This is a genomic window from Anabaena sp. FACHB-1391, assembly GCF_014696755.1.
Classification (GTDB): domain Bacteria; phylum Cyanobacteriota; class Cyanobacteriia; order Cyanobacteriales; family Nostocaceae; genus Dolichospermum; species Dolichospermum planctonicum.
Window position 1 is genome coordinate 123,584 of record NZ_JACJQS010000004.1, and the last position, 19,176, is coordinate 142,759.

At 35.6% G+C, this 19,176-nt stretch carries 9 protein-coding genes; 2 read left to right on the plus strand and 7 right to left on the minus strand.

The genetic code is table 11. The features are described 5' to 3' along the window. Positions 1-148: 148 nt before the first annotated feature. On the plus strand, positions 149-790 hold the full coding sequence (locus H6F62_RS03345; protein ID WP_242025894.1) for a hypothetical protein: 642 nt from the start codon (positions 149-151) through the stop codon (positions 788-790). Positions 791-921: 131 nt separating this feature from the next. Continuing rightward, positions 922-1,374 carry a hypothetical protein gene (locus H6F62_RS03350; protein WP_236097167.1) on the plus strand — a complete coding sequence of 151 codons (453 nt, stop codon included), beginning with the start codon at positions 922-924 and terminating at the stop codon, positions 1,372-1,374. A 135-nt stretch (positions 1,375-1,509) separates the two neighbouring features. Here H6F62_RS03350 and H6F62_RS03355 read toward each other — a convergent pair whose 3' ends face one another. From H6F62_RS03355 to H6F62_RS03385, 7 genes are all read right to left on the minus strand, one after another. Continuing rightward, positions 1,510-2,301: an SDR family oxidoreductase gene (locus H6F62_RS03355; RefSeq protein ID WP_137908986.1), complete on the minus strand. Its 792-nt coding sequence runs from the start codon at positions 2,299-2,301 to the stop codon at positions 1,510-1,512. A gap of 57 nt (positions 2,302-2,358) precedes the next feature. After that, positions 2,359-3,873, minus strand: a complete 1,515-nt coding sequence (locus tag H6F62_RS03360; RefSeq protein ID WP_137908985.1) for a thioester reductase domain-containing protein — start codon at positions 3,871-3,873, stop codon at positions 2,359-2,361. Positions 3,874-3,875: 2 nt separating this feature from the next. Continuing rightward, a complete protein-coding gene (locus tag H6F62_RS03365; protein ID WP_190371336.1) occupies positions 3,876-5,546 on the minus strand; it encodes a PfaD family polyunsaturated fatty acid/polyketide biosynthesis protein in 1,671 nt (556 codons plus the stop codon). Between the two features lie 131 nt (positions 5,547-5,677). Next, the gene (locus H6F62_RS03370) at positions 5,678-8,992 is read right to left on the minus strand and encodes a type I polyketide synthase (protein ID WP_190371337.1); all 3,315 of its coding nucleotides are present in this window, start codon (positions 8,990-8,992) and stop codon (positions 5,678-5,680) included. Between the two features lie 4 nt (positions 8,993-8,996). Continuing rightward, on the minus strand, positions 8,997-10,349 hold the full coding sequence (locus H6F62_RS03375; protein ID WP_137908982.1) for a polyketide synthase: 1,353 nt from the start codon (positions 10,347-10,349) through the stop codon (positions 8,997-8,999). Positions 10,350-10,506: 157 nt separating this feature from the next. Then, positions 10,507-12,237, minus strand: coding sequence for an SDR family NAD(P)-dependent oxidoreductase (locus H6F62_RS03380; RefSeq protein ID WP_137908981.1), 1,731 nt, complete (start codon positions 12,235-12,237; stop codon positions 10,507-10,509). A gap of 96 nt (positions 12,238-12,333) precedes the next feature. Then, on the minus strand, positions 12,334-17,727 hold the full coding sequence (locus tag H6F62_RS03385; RefSeq protein WP_190371338.1) for a type I polyketide synthase: 5,394 nt from the start codon (positions 17,725-17,727) through the stop codon (positions 12,334-12,336). Positions 17,728-19,176: the final 1,449 nt, after the last annotated feature.

Here is a 19,176-nt window from a genome sequence, read left to right on the forward strand (position 1 = left end):
AAAAAAATTGCATCAAAAAGGTGTATAAAATCCTCAGTTAGACTGGGGTAAGTATCTATTCATAAGGGAAGAAGTTCCTGAAAAATTAGATCAAATATTAAAAAGAAAAAGAAAGTGGGAAGAAACACCTTCTGGTAAAGGAGTAATTTTGCTTTGCTCTGGAACAGATCCATATCAAAACAAAAAAACAGCAGAAATTACTCGTAGAACAATAGAAGTTTTAATTAAACATAATAAAAACGTAAGAATTTTAACTCGTGGCTTGTTATGGCAAAATGATTTAGATATTTTAACTCATCCAAACATCTCTATAGGAATGAGTATCCCTTGTATAAATGATGAACTACTAAAAAAAATTGAACCACAAGCACCTTTATCATCTGATAGATATAAAGCATTGCAAAAAGGATATGAAGCTAAATGTCGTTTGTATGTAGCTATGGCTCCAACTCCACCTATGATGACTTTAGACAATTTTAAGTTTAACTTAGATCAATTTATGAAAATTAACCCAGAAGTAATTTTTTGGGAACCAATTAATGCTAGAGGAACAAATGGCAGAAGAATGTTAGCTGCTGGTCTAGATTTTGCAAAATCAATTATGAGTAGACAATCTTGGGCAGACACTTTTATTAAACAATGGAATGATATTGAAGCAGCCGCTAAAGAAGTTGGATGTCTTGATAAAGTCCACATTTGGCCAGATCCTTCTTTAAAAGGCTTTGTTAGTGAAGAAAAAATTGATAATTGGTTATATAGACCAACTATAGAGAAATGGAATAGCAAATAGGGAATTACACAGAACTGTTGAATGTTAAGATTTTGATGATCTTGTCCAATTTGTGTATTAGTGATACCACAAATCAACTCACAAACACATTTGATAACTTTATGCGTAATATTCCACTTAAGAATTTAACCATGGGAATAAGTATTATTTTACTTTCCCTATTCTCATCCTTTAGTGTCCAAGCACAAAAGGGAGGAAATAAAATTGAACTTAAAGTTTATAGTCAAAACGTGCAAAAACAAAGTTGTCCAGATAAAGTTATTGTCACGGAAATTCCCCAACCTTATCGAGAGGGAAGTTTTGCTACCGACGGTTCTGTGAATTTGAGTGGGTACGCAAATAATATTTCTATCAGCACAAGTAATAGCTTTAGTACGACATGGGTAGGAACATTAAAACCGAAATATGCTCAATGCTTTGCTTCTGCTGGAAATAGTCATTATCGGCTGCATTTTGTTAAGGGTAAAGTTTATTTTATGCTTGATTTAGCAGGCAGTTTTGATCCTAATAATTATCCTTTAATAGTTATCAAGCAGGGAATGAAAATAGGTAATCCTGTGTGGACTTGGGGTGGAAGTGATTAAAGAGTAGTAAATCACTTTATTTAAAGTGATCTGGATTTAAAATAAGACTTAGTCAAAACAGCAATAAAGTAGAGGTAATTCATGAATTACCTCTACCCAATAATCAGATTTTCAGTGCTTTTGCATTGTCTTTAATTATTTATCTTCTTGCATACTTCTGACAATTCTTGTTACCATTTTCCTGGGTATAAAGCGAATACATTTTGCCATTAATTTATTAACAAAACCAGGAATAATAATTGTTTTTCCCTGAATTAAACCATGATAACCAATTTGGGCTACAGTTTCTGCATCCATCATTTTTTTGCGTTTTAGTAGTTTAGAATCTGCCATTCCGGTTCTTTCATGAAATGCAGATGCAGTTGAACCTGGACAAAGAACAGTTACAGTTATACCTGTACCTTCTAACTCATTAGCAATAGCTTCTGAAAAAGATAAAACATAAGCTTTTGTTGCAAAATAAACCGCCATTAACGGACCTGGTTGAAATGCAGCAGCAGAAGCGACATTAAGAATTTTACCATGACGTTGTTTAACCATTTCTCTAAGAAATAATTTGGTTAAATGGGTAAGACAAACCAAATTTACCTGCAACATTTCCAGTTCAGTATTGAGGTTGGTTTCATAAAATAATCCATGATTACCAAAACCTGCATTATTGACTAAGATATCAACTTTAATACCGACTTGTTGTAATTCTGTAAAAATTTCTTCTGGAGATGTGGATATAGATAAATCTTTGGTAATGGGTTTAACAAAAATCCCAAACTCTTGTGCAAGTTCAACAGCTATTATTTGCAGTTTTTCTCCTAACCTGTCTACCAATACAAGATTGTAATTCTCATGAGCAAAAATCCGGGCTAACTGATAGCCAATACCACTAGCTGAACCAGTAATTAAAACAGTTTCCCGACATTTTATGTTCATTTTTTAAGAAGTGAATTACATTAATAAAATAGGCACAGTTTACCTGTGCCAAAAGAATTAGACAAGACTTAAAAAACCAGTTTGCACTAGGTAAGATGTGTAAGTCATCAACAATTGAGAATCAATAGCAGGACAAACAATAGAACTGCCTTTTAATGCTTCTAGAGTTTTTTCACAACTAATAATTGGTCTTCTAGCTTGTAAATACAAATCAGGAATAGTGATTTGTTCATCTGACCAACGTTCTAACAAAAATGGCCGCAAAGTATATAAAGGATTGTCTGGAGAGGTGACATTATTAATTAATTCTGCTTGCCATTCTTGGTATGGAATCATCTTTAATGAAAACCCAAAAGAACGCACCCAATCAACTAAAGATATTAAAGAAGCGGGTTGAGGATGTTGTAAATGGAAAGCTTTACCTACAGATGTTTCTTGTCGAGAAAGATAAACAACAGATTTGCTGACATAATCAACAGGAGACATATCTAACATATAATCTACATCGGGAAAAGAACCCATTTGTAGACAACCTTTAATCATTAAATTGATGAAATCATGGGTATTACAAATTCCGGTTTTGCTATCCCCAGAAATTAAAGGAGGTCTATGAATAGTGATAGGTAATCCTCGACTACCAGCAATTTTTACTAACTTTTCTGCCACCCATTTAGTTTGGGAATAACCGAGAAAAATACCTTCCCAGTCATGAAAATCATCATCTTCTTTAACTATCTTACCAGCATAAGCACTAGACTCAAAAACAGCAACACTAGAAACATAATGAAATGGTTTAACTTTGGTTTGACAAGCTAAACGTAAAACTTCCTGTGTACCCAAGACATTCGCTGTTTTTAGGGCTGAGTAGGGATAAACATAATTCAGTAAAGCTGCACTATGATAAATAGTATCAATATTAGCAGCTAAATCTTGAAATTGTTCTGCATTAATACCCAAATGTGGTTGTGATAAATCACCAATAATGGGGATAATGCGGTGACTATATTGATCTTGCCAAATTCCATATTGTTGCAAATTATTTTCTAATTTGCTTTTCCCTTCTGCGAGACTACTAGCACGCACTAAACAATAAAGAATTGCTTCACTAACTTCTAGTAATTCCTTGATAATGAAAGCACCTAAATAACCTGTTCCTCCGGTTAAAAAGATATTTTTGGGGTGAGAAACAAAAACGGTATTACCTACAGGTTGAATGCTGGGGTCTAGGACAGCTTCCGCAGCTAAATCTAGGAAAGGGGGAGCAAAATTAACAGAAGAATTTGTACCTGAAGCTGCATCTTTTCCAGGAGAATCATCACTTGCTTCCTCTGACAACCGCTGAGAAAGGGCAGCAATATTGGGATAATGCCAAAGCAGAACGGGAGAGGGTTTAAATCCTAATAATTGCTCCAATTTACTAATAATAATCATGGCTTGAGCAGAATCTAAACCATAATTTTCTAAATTTTCGTGAACATCAATTTCTGCGGTTGTAACTCCAATAACTTCTGCAAGATTGGAAGCTAGAAATGTTTGAATACTTTCAGCAGTATAAGACTGTTTTAAATTCATTTTTACTTCTCCAATATAGAAGGAATTGGTTGATATTGACTGTAATAAGGAGGCATTTGCAAACCCTGAATTTTCAAACTATGGGTACGATATAAAAATCCAGTTCCCTTCATAATTTGGTTAGCAACATCAACAACATGACGTTGATTAGGTTCTGATAAATATGAACCACGCACCCAGTCATTAAAGCCACCCATAGCTGGTCCGCACCAAATTTGATAATCAACTTCCCGACCTTTTTCACCAGTGCTAGACCAGCGGGAAGATAACCCTAAATACCATCTAAAAATTAAGGCCATTTTCAGTTTAGGATTATTAACAGCTTTACCCAATTTTTCAGGATTTTTTTGGGATAAATAAGCGGCTGTACCTTCCCAAACTTCAGGAATACTTTTACGAAAAATTTGTTTTTCTAACTTTTCTTTTTCGGCTTTGGGAATATGTTCAATAGAGTCATAAGTGCGATATAACTCATAAAGTTTTTGCGCTCGCATGGGGAACATTGTCCCCCGTTTGAGAACTTGTAATTTCACTCCCATTTCAAACATATCGGCTGCGGGAGCCATGATCATATCTGCCATTTCTGCTTGTGCTAATAACTTTTTAGTATGTTCACAAGCACCAGATTCAACACAAGATTGATTAATTGAACCAGTGACTATGTAAGCAGCACCCATGATGAAACCAGCTAAGGCTGATTCTGGTGTACCAATGCCTCCAGCGACTCCAATTCTAATAGGAACTGAGTAATTATATTGCGATTGAATTTCATCTCTGAGAGCAATAATTGAAGGTAATAAACATACTAAAGGACGATTATCAGTGTGACCTCCAGAATCAGCTTCAACGGTAATATCATCAGCCATTGGTACTTGGCTGGCCAAATTTGCCTGTAGTTCGGTAATTAATCCTTGCTGAAGTAATTCTTTGATAATTCTCGCGGGTGCTGGTTGCAAAAATTTAGTTGCAACTTCTCGACGGGAAATTTTAGCAATGACCTTATTTCTGATATCAATTTGATTGGCTGCATTCAATCTTAACCCAGCAATTCGATAGTAAACAATATTAGGAGTTAAGTCTAAAAATGCAGATGCTTCTACTGTTCTGACACCATATTTTAGATATAAATCTACAGCGCGACGCTCAATAATTGGTTCATTGGGACTGTGAATTAAATTGAAAGCATAGGGTCCATTTGGTAAGGCTTGTTGAATAGAATTAATGGCAGATTCTAAACGTTCTGGAAGTAAGCCACCAGCACCAAAGGAGCTTAAAATCTTCTCTTTTCCTAGTGCAATTACCATCTTTTCAGAAGCAATACCACCAGCCATAGCGCCGGTCATATAGGCGTATTTTACACCATAAGCAGTGAGAAAACTGGAATCACCAAGTTGTTGTAAACGTAGAGGTGGGAGTGAGATTAAAAGTTCTGGTTGTCCAGATGAACCATGATCATTAGGTGCTAAATAACCATCATTAGTAACACCAATTCTCCCTGCTATTTTGATAATATGACAAGGTTGATCTAATGTTAATAGTTTATCTTTGATGGCATTTTTTTCAAAGCTAACACAATCTAATGAACCTTTCCAAATTTGGTTTTGATGATGATTCCAGCCGAAAAAACCAAGTCCATTATCATGTTGATTTCGTACCGTCTCAATTGTTTTCACGGTAGTTATTCCTCAATTTATAAGCAAAGGATTTGAAATGAATAATTAAGGAGTTTGGTAGGGTATTTTAGAATAAAATTCGTAACACACCAAACTCTTAATAATGGTGCGTTACTAATCGCTAACACACCCTATGGAGCTTCCTTGAGTAGGTTTTGAGCGCAAGCTAATTGTAATTGGATAATTTCGCTCATTTGCTGACTAAAATCTTGTCTAGCTGCTAAGAAACTTGTGTGCGTTTTAGTTAATTTGGCGGTGTTGTTACTGAGTTTTTTGTACTGAGAAATCTTTAAATCATTCATGCTAATTTTTTCAGTAGGTTCTTGGTTTATGTTTGGCTTTAAGATTTTTGTTGACTCAAAGAATTTTAGTTTCTTTGACAATTCCAAACCGTTCTCCATGATAGTTTTCATGGATTTTTTTTCTGGTTTGGGTTTAGGTTTGGGATAAATCTCTGTGGGCGCTATTTTCTCTACTGTTTGTAAGGAATTGATGATTTTATACCCTTCATGAGGAAAAGTTTTTTGCTGCTGGTTATTAGCAAAAAGTTTTTGATTTTCTGGGTTTAAAATCATAGCAGCCATGGAATTACCACCTAATGTAACTTTCCTCAGGGTTAATTTATTTTGTTTTTGATTCTTTGAGGATAAGTTATATAAGGGAGCTAGATTTAATTTGACTTGATGACTCAATAGTTTTGCTAATGCTTTAATTAGGGAACTATGATCATCTGTACCACGTCGGTTTAGGGATACGGTAATATGTTCTTGATTACCAAGATTTTTACTTATCCAACGCGAACAAATACCACCAGCACCAGCTTCAATAAATATTTTTGCTCCGTCTGCATAAACACGATTAACGAGACGAGGAAAGTCTAATTCCTGACATAAACCTGTAGCAATATGATGAGCAATTGATTCACTTTTTAGGGAAATGGGTTGATATTTAGCAGCAGAATAAAATGTAACTCCGGGAATTTGTTGTGCTGGTAAGTTATTGAGTTTAACTAATTCTGGGTATTCTGACTGCATTGCTTGACAATGAATTACATGATCAAATGGTGCAGGAAAGGCATTACAACCCAGTTTTTTAATCACTCGTTCACAAGCTGCTGGTTCACCGCCAATTAATACTTCTTCTGATGTATTAATTTGGGTTAAATAAACATAATTTTCGCTTTTTAAACATTCTCTTACCTGTGCAGGACTGGCTATCAGCACATAGTTACCCCACAAATTATTATGGGAATTGGTAGAATTTTTTGGTAGTCCCCAATACTCACAAACAGCATTTTTGTAACCTGATAATCTATCACCAAATAAGTTAGAAGAATTAAAGGTATTACTTCCTTGATAGAAGTTACTCCAAACTCCTTGAGCAACCATCATACTGGTTTCTCCCAAACTATAACCAAAGATATGTTTGGGTTTAACTTGAAAGTCGTCGCTGATAATTGTGGTTATCAGTCTGGTAAATAGCATTTCTGCTTCAAACATAGCCAGAGAATCAGCTAACAATTTTTTTTCTAATGTTTCTAATTCTCTGGTAGATAATTTACCTAAACTTCTGGGAAATACTAATTTTTCTACATCAGCGGCGCGTTTGTAAAGACTTTTGACAATTACATCATCAAAAGCTTTAGGAAATAGTCGGAATAATGTCCGACCAATACCTAAATAAGAGTTAACTGCTGCGGGGTAAATAAAGGCAATTTCACCAGTTTTACCTAATGGTTTTGGTGTGAAATAACTACCTATGGGAGTTTGCCAATCTTTGCCATTTTCAAAGGCGTTTGTTACACCTTTTTTGGCAGAATTAATTTCTTTAATTAATTCTTTTTGGTTACGTCCAGTAATTGATAATGTGTACTTTGTATCAGAATTTTGCTGAAATTTAAGAAAGTTATGAGTAGCTGTATTTTTGAGATCATCTGTATTTTCAATTGTTGCCTGTAGATGATCTAATGCTGCTAATAAACTAGATTGATCATTAGCAACTAGGGGGAAAAGATGAAAAGATTTTGACTCTAAATAACGATTTTGGGGTTCTGGTTGATTGGTTTCTTCTGAGATAATTACATGAGCAAAAGAACCATCACAACCAATACTATTAATGGCGGAAATTCTGCATTTGACTTCTTTTTGTAAAAACCAGGGACGGGACTCGGTAGCAACATAGAAAGGACTACCTTCCCATACTTGCGGTGTTTTCACTCCAGACCAGTTGGGGGTTGCAGGTATATATTTATAATACAAACTCAGTGCAGTTTTAATTAAACTGGCAATTCCAGAGGCAACGAAGGTATGACCAATATTAGATTTAACGCTACCTATAGCGCAGTGTAAACCATCTCCAACGGAAGGATAAGCTTGGAGAATACCATTAATTTCGGCTTCGTCTTCGGCGGGAATACCACTAGCGCAGACTTCTAAATAGTTGACTTCTTGAGGTTGGATACCTGCTTGTTGAAACGCTTGTTTGCAGACTTGAGTAATGATGGTATCATTTACAGCCATAGATGCAGATTGACCAATACTAACAGCATCAATAACTGCATAGATGCGTTCCTGATTTTGCAATGCGACATCATGACGTTTAAGAACTACCGCACCCGCACCTTCTCCCACATTCCAACCGTCGGCTTTTTCGTCAAAACTTAAAGTATTGACCCCTGTATTAATTTTGCCAAATTGACTTCGCAATAAGACGTTTTCTACCCCACCAGCTAAGTCAACAGCACCCACAATTACAGCATCTACTTCATTAGTATCTAGCAGCATTTGCGCTAATTCTAAAGCTTTAAAAGCAGCAGTTTCTACCGCACTAATTGTAAAAGATGAACCTGAGAAATTCCATAGAGAGGAAATGCGACTAGCCATAATATTGGTAACGTAACTGAGATATTCACTAAGTTCAACTTGATTGTGAATACTATCTTGAACAATACTTTCTAATTGATGAATTTTTTCTGGTGATAAAGTGATTTCTGCGCCATTTAAACCATCTTTAATTTGCCAGGATGAATTCCACCTTTGCTGTAATTGGTGAACAGATAGTTCTGTATCTGCTGCAATAATTACCGCTACATTACTATTAGGTGAAATTTTCGCATCTTTGAGAGCGCGGTCAGCAACTCTTAATAATAACAGTTGTTGAGGGTTGATCTTTTCAACTTCATTGGGAGGAATTTTGTAAGCGAAAGTATCAACTTCAAAATTATCAATATAAGCTCCTTGTGGTACTTTTCCAACTTCTAAACCATACTCCTGTAGTAAAGTTTCTTGTTGATTAATACCATGCCATCTTGATTCTGGTAGAGGAATAAAATGCTGTTTTCCGTCATAAATACTGCTCTCGAAGGCATCTAATTCTTGACATTCACCAAAAAAGGCATCCATACCAACAATTGCCATTTTTGCGGTCTTCTGTTGCTGAATATTCATCTGCTTACTTCCCTGCTTCTAGAATAATATGAGAGTTTGTACCACCAAAACCAAAGGCGCTTAAAGCTGCTCTTTTAGTTCCTTGACTTGGCCATTTAGTAGGAGTTCTGACAATGTTTTGTGGAGAGATAACATTATTTTCAGAACCTATAGGTTGGGTCACATTAATAGTAGGAGGAATCACACCATGGGACATACTTAAAATTGTCTTAGTTATGCCTACCATACCTGCAGCAACAAGTAAATGACCAACATTTGTTTTCGTTGAACCTACTAATGGAGTTGCTTTATATGGACTAAAAAAGCTTTCAATTGAGTTAAATTCGGTGGTATCTCCTAATAAAGTACCTGTAGCATGGCACTCTAAATAATCAATAGTTTGGGGGTTAAGTTTAGCTTCAGAATAAGCTCTTTGATATGCTAGAGTTTGACCTTGAGAATTAGGACTAAGAAGATGTTTACCTTTACCATCATTAGATAAACCATTACCACAAATTGTGGCTAAGATATTGTCACCATCTCTAATAGCATCACTGTGTCTTTTAAGCATTACCATTCCTATGCCTTCGGAGGTAATTAACCCGCGTGATGACTTATCTAGGGGACGACTAATGCCATTATCTGGATATCCTTGAATACCAGAAAATAACATTCTAATAAATAATGGATCTGCACAACTAATCGCACCAGCTAACATTAAATCAGCTTTGCCAGATTGCAGATAATGGGATGCTAATTTAATGGCATAAAATGATGATGAACAAGCAGCATCTATACAAAAATGAGTTGCAGATAAAGAAAATGCTTTAGAAACTATAGCAGCAGGTAAACCGGAAACCATAGCATTATATGGCGATTTTTTGATGCTATTATTTGTTCCTGGTAAATGAAAATCCTGATTCTGCAAAAGTTCACTAATTGCAGGTTCAATATTTTGCTGATAAATAGGAGCAAATAAACTATTAGAAGCTTTGGTTGGAAATCCCAAAGTTCCTAAAATTACGCCACATTTTGAGAGTGCAGTTTGATTTTCTAAATAACCACTATCAAGAATTGCCTGTTTAGCGGCATATAGTGACCATTTAAAACTATTGTCGAGACTTTCAACAAATGATGCTGGTAAATTGTACTCACTAGGATCAAATTCAAAATTGCGGATAAAACCGCCTTTAAGGAAGTAGAATTTTTCTGGTGTTCCTTTGTTATTGTCGTAAAATATAGCGGGATCTATTCCCAAATCCGCTACAGTTATAGATGATGTGGAATCTTTTTCTTGTGTAAGATTCTGCCAAAATTCTTCGGGATTATTAGCATCGGGAAATAGGCAAGATAACCCGATGATAGCTATTTTTTCCACTGTGGAAATCCTCGTTGGGGCATAAGACGTGACTGAAAAGGATTTACGCTATTCCCCCAATTGGCAAGGATTAAAAACTTGCGCTGTGATTAAAAAATTGTAGTTTCGGAATGTTGAGTTTCACTTTGTTCTACCCAACCTACGGACTAGTTATGAATTATTTACGTTTGAGTAATTCCTGTGGACAAATTACTGCCTTTGCTCCTAATATCTGTGAGTATATTTGTCCTTCTCGACCGTGAATAATGAAATCACAGGTTGCACCACTATTTGTTTTAGCTTTAATTTCACAGGAGACATAATAGGGTGCGTCGCAAGGAATTGGTGCAAATTGTTGGGAATCTGTTAGTTGTCCAGGTAGACATATTTCTTGATAAAAATGATTTAACCATAACCATAAAGGTTGTGTACTCAAGTCTGTTGCATAAGGGTTATACCATCTAATGGGAAATTGTCCTTGTTTTTGACGGGAAATTGATTCCCAATAACATTCTGTGGTGATTTTTTCGCTGGTGATGTTGATGACTCTGTTGATTTTTTGGAAACATGGACCGTGAAATAATGCGGTATCACTTGTTTGATAAAAGTCTGTTCCGGTGGTAGTAATAATATTGTCTTCTGTGAGATCCACTCTTGGATAAATTGGCTGTTCTGGTGTTTTTCCTACTACTTTAATAACGGCACGGAAGTGAAATAGGGGTTTACCCAGGGGATTTTTACTAGTAATGGTGGTTTCAAATTCGATAAATTCACCATTTTTCTTATCCAGTTCTTTCAACTCTAACAAAAATTCATCTGCTAAATTGGCGTTAAAGGTAATTCCTTTTAATACTTTGAATTGTTGACAACTTAAATAGCGATAACCTGGATAAACTTCTTCACAAGCATTGATCATCCAAGCCATAGCACAAGTAGCTGGTAAAACTGGTGTTCCTGCAATCACATGATCATACAAAAACGGATTTTCTGCTAATGTCATTTTCCGCCGAATGCGATGGATTCGCAATTGGGAATCTAAAGATGAAGGAGGTAGAAACATTGGACTACCAATGACAACTTGTGTATGATCTTGATAGGCTGGATGTAGTTCATTAACTAACATTTGTGTACCAATTTCTACAGGAATAATATCAATTCCTCTTTCTGCAAATGCTTTTTTTAATTGTGGTGTCACCATCCCACTATCCCAACCTCCCCAATTAATTGCGACTACATGACAATTAGGGTGATATTGTTTGATTAAATGCGCTGATTTATTCAGAATTTCATTGGCTATAGCATAATCAGTTTGACCGATATTTCCATAAAAACCACTCACCGAAGAAAACAATACTAAATGTTTTAATTCTTGGGAATTAATACAACTGAGGAGATTTTCTAAACCCTGAACTTTAGCTGTATAAACTTTCTCGAAATCATCTTCTGTCTTCTTTTCAATTAATTTATCTGCTAAGTTACCGGCACCGTGAATAATTCCGGTAATTTGACCTACTTTCTGAGAAATTTCTTGTAATTTTGCTTTCAAATTCACAGTGTCAGTCACATCAACACTAATATATTCAGCCGTTCCTCCTGTAGATGCAATAGCTGCTAATGTCTTCTTAATTTCTCGACTAGAATTAATTTGGTTAAATATCTTTTGTACCATCATGGGAGTTGGTTTTTCACCCTGAGAAATCAAATTTTCCATAATGCGCTTTTTCAAGGCAGAATCTTCCAAACAATCCCGCGCATATTCTGGTTCTGTAGTAATTTCTGAACGACCTAAAAGAATAAATTTACAACGTTGTTGTTGAGCTAATTTAACAGTACATTGAGCAGTGATTCCCCTTGCTCCACCACTAACAACAAAAACAGAAGATGGACTAATTTGAACAGTTGCAGTCATAAATCCTCACGTAAAAAATCAAAATATCAAACTCTTACTTTCTGCGACTCTAGGTGAAAAAAATCATCTCATGGTGGGCAATGCCCACCCTACAAATTATTCAGCCTTAGCAACCAGCGTTACTCGTCCTTGATTACCATAACCAACTTCGCCAATATAGCGATTAGAATCGTGTAATTCAGCGACAATATATTGAGCAGATTCCTGATGATCTAAAGTGGGATTTAGGTCAATTGCTCTAAAAAATACCTGTGGCCATTCCCACCGCAAACTCTTAGTTAAACCAAATAAACCGGCAGCAATTGCACTGAAATTAGTTTCATGTCCTAACCCAAATTCACCATCAAGATGAGCGACTGTGCAGAAGCTTGTTCTTCCTGGCAATAATGCTGCATTATTCAAAGTTACTTTCAAATGTTTTGCCATTAAAAACACTTGTTTAATAATTGCTTTTTCTGCTTCTGGATAGGAAATATGACCAGGTTTTTCAGGTTGAAATTGAGGATGTAGGTGAATAAATGCCCCAATTGCTCCATGTTTAGTAATCACACTTTGCAATAATAATTGCAAATGTTGTTCACTCATGTTGGCTAATGTAATGCGGGTAACACCTGCTGGTAATGGCAATTGTGTAGGAATTAAGGATTGGGGGAAACTCAAAACTACAATTCTCCAACCTTTTGCTACCAGTGCATCAACTAATTCTGTGGTAGTTAAAGAACCATCGTCCGTAATTAAACCAATGTGTCCTGCTGGTAGTTGTGCTTCCCAAAAATCCGGTCTGGGTAAGGTTTCGAGTTGGGCTAGACGACGGGGAAGATGAGGATCTACCATAGGTGGTGGGGTTAAATCCACTGTGATAGTCGACTCCACCCCCGCGCTTTCCCCCTTAATTAACGGGGAATTAAGAGTTACCGAGTTAACATCAATGTACGGCTTTTTTTTTTCACCTCCCACCAGTGTTTGGAGGTAGTTAACGATTTGCCCAATTGTCCGTAAATCTCCCAGTTCTTCTATATTAGGTTTGGGTAAATTCGGATATGCTTCCTGCATTGCCCCTAGTATTTCTACTCGTTTAATGGAATCTATACCTAAGTCTGCTTCCATGTCCATATCCAGTTCCAACATTTCCACCGGATAACCCGTTTTTTCGCTGGTAATGTTTAACAGAGTTTGGGCTAAATCAGCATATTCGTTACTGTTTTCGGCAGGTTGGGAACTGGGAATTGAAAATTGGGGACTAATAATTGGTTCTGGTGCTAATTCCTCTATTATCTCTGTGGGAATTTGAGGAATAATAATTGATTCTGCTGGGATTTCTGTTGTTAATGGATTCTGTTTTTGCAGATATTCGACAACTTGACCAATCGTGCGTTTTTCTGCTAGTTCTTCGAGGTTTGGTTTAGGCAGATTAGGATATAATTCTTGCAATCCTCCTAAAATTTCCACTTTTTTAATAGAGTCAATTCCTAAGTCGGCTTCCATATCCATATCGAGTTCTAACATTTCAATAGGATAACCTGTTTTTTCGCTAGTTATAGTTAATAAATTGTTGGCTAAATCATCTAGATTAATGTTATTAACTACGGTTACAGTTTCAGGAATTAATGCAATTGGTTCAGGTGCGGATTCAATTATCTCGTTAATTACAGGTTCTATAACTTTATTGACAGTTGAAATAGGTATTTCTAATTCAACTTTTGGCTCAACTTTTGGCTCAATTACTGGTACTGTTTGAGAGGGAATAATAGTAACATTAGCAGCGACTGGTGCTTCTTCAGCGGTAGATAGGGGAATAAAAGCTGCTGTTTCTTGAGTTTCAGAAATCAGTTGAGAATATTCTTCTTGAATAAGTTGGAAAAAGTGTTTGGTATATTCTATTTGTTCCCGCAAGTATTGTTCATGAATGCGGAGAGTTTCACCTTGTTGAGAATGAAACTGCATCATGCTGCGTTCTAAACTCTCCATGATTACCTGCTTAATTTGAGCAGCTTCAGTAGAAGATTTAACATTAGCAAATAATTTATTTTGCTGCTGCATTAATTGAAAGAATGTTTTGGTGTATTCTATTTGATGGTTAAGATATGTGCTGTGAACTTCTAAATTCTCGCTTTGGTTATATTGAAACTGGCTGAGAAGTTGTTCCAAACTGGTGAGAATTTGTTGGCAATTGACAAGTTTATCTGGTGTTTGCATTTGATCTCTAGATTGCTGTGCGAACAATTCTGAAATGGATATTTTCTCTGGTTCTTTTTGCGGTTCTTTAATGAGAGTTGCAGTATTCATCTGTGATTGTAACTGAGTTGCTATGACGGGTTGTTTTTTATGTCCATTACCGTTGCCGTTATGTCCAGTTGAAGGAATTTTGACAATTTCTGAATTTTCAATTTCTAGAATTTTAAATTCTTGAGTTTCTGGACTTTTAAACTCCTGAACTACTGAATTTTTATCTCCGTTCTGCAAGCTTTGAATAAAGGCATTTTTAGTTTTATCGGAAATGTAGTTAATGCCAGTTAATTTGACGTTAAGGGTCTTTTTAGCCGCAATAGGAGGTAACACAGGAGGGAGTTGATAAGGATCAAGATTGCTAAGATTCATGCCCATAACGCGCAACTGAACCACGGCTTCTCGCAAGGAGCGATCGCTATTTTTTTGTGGACTAGGATTCAGAGATATAGTAATATGAGGACGATCTCCTAATATCTCTTTCACCAAATTACTTAAAACCCGTTTTGGTCCAAATTCTACAAAGCAATAACCACCAGCACCATAAATATTTTCAATTTGTTGTTTAAACAGCACTGAACTAGCCAAATGGCTTTCTAAATTCTTTTGAATTGCTGTGGCATCTTGGGGATAATGTTTACCAGTGACATTACTAAAAACGGGAATTTGCGGATTTTTAAAAGTTACTGATTTAGTAGCAATAGCAAAGGATTTTTGTGCGAATGCTATTAATGGAGTGTGAAAAGCCGCAGACACAGGTAATAAAACCGCACCATATCCCAATTTTTGGCAAGCATGATGAATTTTATCAATTTCTAACTTTGGACCTGCTAAAACAATTTGGGTGGGAGAATTAAAATTAGCAATACTCACTCTAGGAAATTGCTTCAGTAGCGGTTCAATTTTGCTGATATCTTCCTTCACTGCTAACATACTACCAGGGTCATGATCTGGGTCTTTTGGTGCAGCCATGGCTTGTCCTCTAGACTTCACCAAGAACAAATAATCAGCCTCACTCAATACTCCAGCAGCCCACAAAGCCGTTAATTCACCAAAACTATGGCCTGCGGTGAAATCTGCTTTAAAGCCAGCTTGCTGCAAAATTCCATACAACCCGGCACTGAATACACCAATGGCAGGTTGGGCATATTCGGTTCTTTGTAAAGCTGCAATTTGCGCTTTTTTCTCAGTTTCATCAAAGGTAGAATGAGGAAAAACAACTTCAGAAATCGGTTGCAAATTACTTTGTTTTAACAAATTATCCATCTTGCCATATAACTGCCGCAAGCTGGGGAAATTCATTACCGTTTCTCTTCCCATTTCCAAATATTGAGAACCTTGTCCAGAGAATAAAGCGACAACTTTTCCAGCCAATTCCATACCAGAGGAACGGTAATAAATACCTTGAGGATGCTCCCAAGATGTTGCGTCAGGCTTATTTTTTAGTAACTCAATACTAACTTGCAGTAACTTACAAGCTTCTTGTAAATTCTCGGCTATAAACCCAATTCTTACCGCTGTTTTGGGAATAGTTAGAGATTGACACTCTTGCAATAATTGAGAATAATACCTTTCTCCATCATTAGCTTGCAAATTATTGAAAGTCGCCTCCAACTTACTAATTAATTCAGCTTGACTAGCACCAAATAATAGCATTTCACTAGAGGTATGATGTAAACGATAGGCATTTCGTTGTTCTGGTTCATACTCTTCTAAAACAACATGATAATTTGTGCCGCCAAAACCGAAAGAACTCACCCCTGCACGTCTGGGAGTTTCACCTTCTGCCTTTATCCATGGTCTAGTTTGAGTATTTAGATAAAAGGAGGAATTTTCAATATCTAATTTCGGATTTGGTTCATTAATATTGATTGTCGCTGGTAATATTTTGTGATGCAATGCTAGGGCAGTTTTAATTAAACTAGCTGCACCTGCGGCGGCTTTTGTATGTCCAATTTGCGATTTTACACTTCCTAAAGCAATGTGTTGTTTTTGGGTATCATGCTTCCCAAAATAATCTCTTAATGAACCAAATTCTGTAGGATCTCCAGCCATTGTTCCCGTACCATGGGCCTCCATTAAACCCACAGTTGCTGGGGAAAAACCAGCATCATCATAAGCCCTTTCTAAAGCCTTAACTTGTCCTTCTTTTCTAGGAGCATAAATACTCTTGTAGCGACCATCGCTAGAAGTACCAATTCCCTTAATTACCGCATAGATTTTATCGCCATCTTTTTGGGCATCTTCTAGGCGTTTTAAGAGAATCATCCCAATACCTTCACCTAACATCATCCCATCAGATTTAGCATCAAATGGTTTAACATTATCGCTAGGACTAACAGCCGGAGTTTTGCTAAAAGAAATGTAGGCCATGATGGTATTATCGGTGTCTACTCCACCAGTTAACATCATATCGCTACGATGTTCAACTAATTCACTAATGGCCATTTTTAATGCCCCGAAAGAACTAGCACAAGCGGCATCAACTACACAATTTGTACCGCCAAAGTTAAAACGGTTAGCAATTCTCCCAGCCACAACATTTGCTAACATTCCAGGGAAAGCATTTTCATCCCATTTGACATAAGCAGATTTGATTTTATCAACAATTTTCTTAGTATCTTCATCAGATAAACCACTGCTTTTGAGAACTTTTTCCCAAATTGGATATTCTAATCTAGCAGCTAAGGGCATTGCTAATTGTTTGCCCATTGCTACACCTAAAATTACCCCAATATTCTCGCGGCTAAATTCACGATAATCACCATAACCAGCATCTTCCATTGCTTCTTTCGCAACTACTAAACTTAATAGTTGGGAAACATCTGTAACTTCTAAAATGCTGGGGGGAATGCCAAATTCCATGGGGTTAAAATCAACTTCGGGAATGAAACCACCACGTTTACAATAGGTTTTATCTTCTGGTGTTCTTGGATTGGGATCATAGTAATCTTCCACACTCCAATGACTTGAAGGAACATCAGTAATACAGTCAACTTTATTCACAATATTTTGCCAGTAATCTCTTAAATTTCTCGCTTGAGGCATTAAAGAAGCCATACCAATAATAGCTATTGGATTTGCTTGTAGTTTTCTGTTAATTTCTTTATTTGACATGGAGTTTTCTGATAATGTGCCGTTAGTCATGTTCATTTTTTTTTCCTTTATAAACCTAAGCAAAGCCTGTTCACAACTATTAATTTGGGCTTCTAATTCCGTCAAGGAAGTATTTATTGTGTCTATCTTTTTTGGGGGGTAAGACATGATGGCATAGACTAATCTTGAGTACCGTAAATTGTGCAACACAATAGACTATTAACAGGTAGTTATTCTATCTGTATTAATGCATTTGTCGCAGGTAAGTTTAAATGCTTGACTTGAGATTAACACTACAGAATATATACACAGTTTTTTGGCAACGTTGGATTTTTTGAACCAGTTTTAGAACCTTTTGTCCATGAATAAATACTAGACAATACTGGATTTTTGATATTGAGAAAGTGAAGATATAATATCCCCGACTTCTTTATTTAATCCTGTGAATAAATTATGATTTCTTCCCAGAAGTATGATATCTGAATTGCATACTGACTCCTTAGGTTACAGGTCTCAACACAGAAGGGCTTTTATCTTTTAATCATTGAATGTTTTACCCATTTGATAATCACATTCTGTATGTTGATAAATGCTTTGACCAGTTTTTAAAATCCAGGATAACCTATTTTAGATGATTAGACTCATAAAAGCTGCCAAAATCGTTACAAAAATAATCAGCACTCTGTGGCAAATTCTCTGAATAGTGAAAAAATACTTAAACAGTTTTTTAAAAATATAGCAGTTTGTAACTTGGAGAAATACAAAACCCCAATTTATTAAGGAATAGGTTTTGTTTCTTTAGGTAATTCTGCTCTAAAAAACTGAATGAATTTTAGTATTTATTCTGTTTCTTGACATCAAATCAACAATTTATTTTTCATCTATAAATGTTGAATTAATAAAAAGACTAACATAGTTTAGGAAAAATGAATAGTTCATTTTTGCTAATTTTTGGAGAAAAATATTTATTAATTTACCTCGTTTTACATACAAGTTAATTTCCTAAGTATAATTTAAAACTGCACTTCCTAATAACATATTCTTGGTAATTACGGGTTTAATATCAATCTTTTCTTGATAATTCAAGAATTATATCTAAATTGTTTCATAAGTCACTAATCAATAAATATACAAGGGAAATATTTGAACATAACCGGGTCTTTTTTGAGCAAACTATCATAATTAAGTCCTAATTTTTGATGAATTTATAAGATAACTCACCTTTTATAGACAATTGGTTATTTATAAACCAAAGATTAATTTTTGTCCTTGATCATGTCAATAATTGATAACAATGCCAGACTAATAAGTTATAGCATTAAATACGAAAATTCTCCATATATTTAGTAAAATTTGCTAAAATAAATACAAATTTTTATATTAACTTATGATTAATCAAATATTTTGATAAAAACAAATAAATTTAGTTGACAATATCAAATTTATTTGGGATACTCGCAGGTAAGTTTATTCATTTATCTAAGTTATTAGCATCATTAATGCTTAGGAGTTGAAGATTTTTATTTCTGATGAGGAATATCGTATTTTAGGCTACTTAATTAAATGCCAATTCAAGATAAAATTGATAGCATAGCGTGGCATTAATCATCAATTATT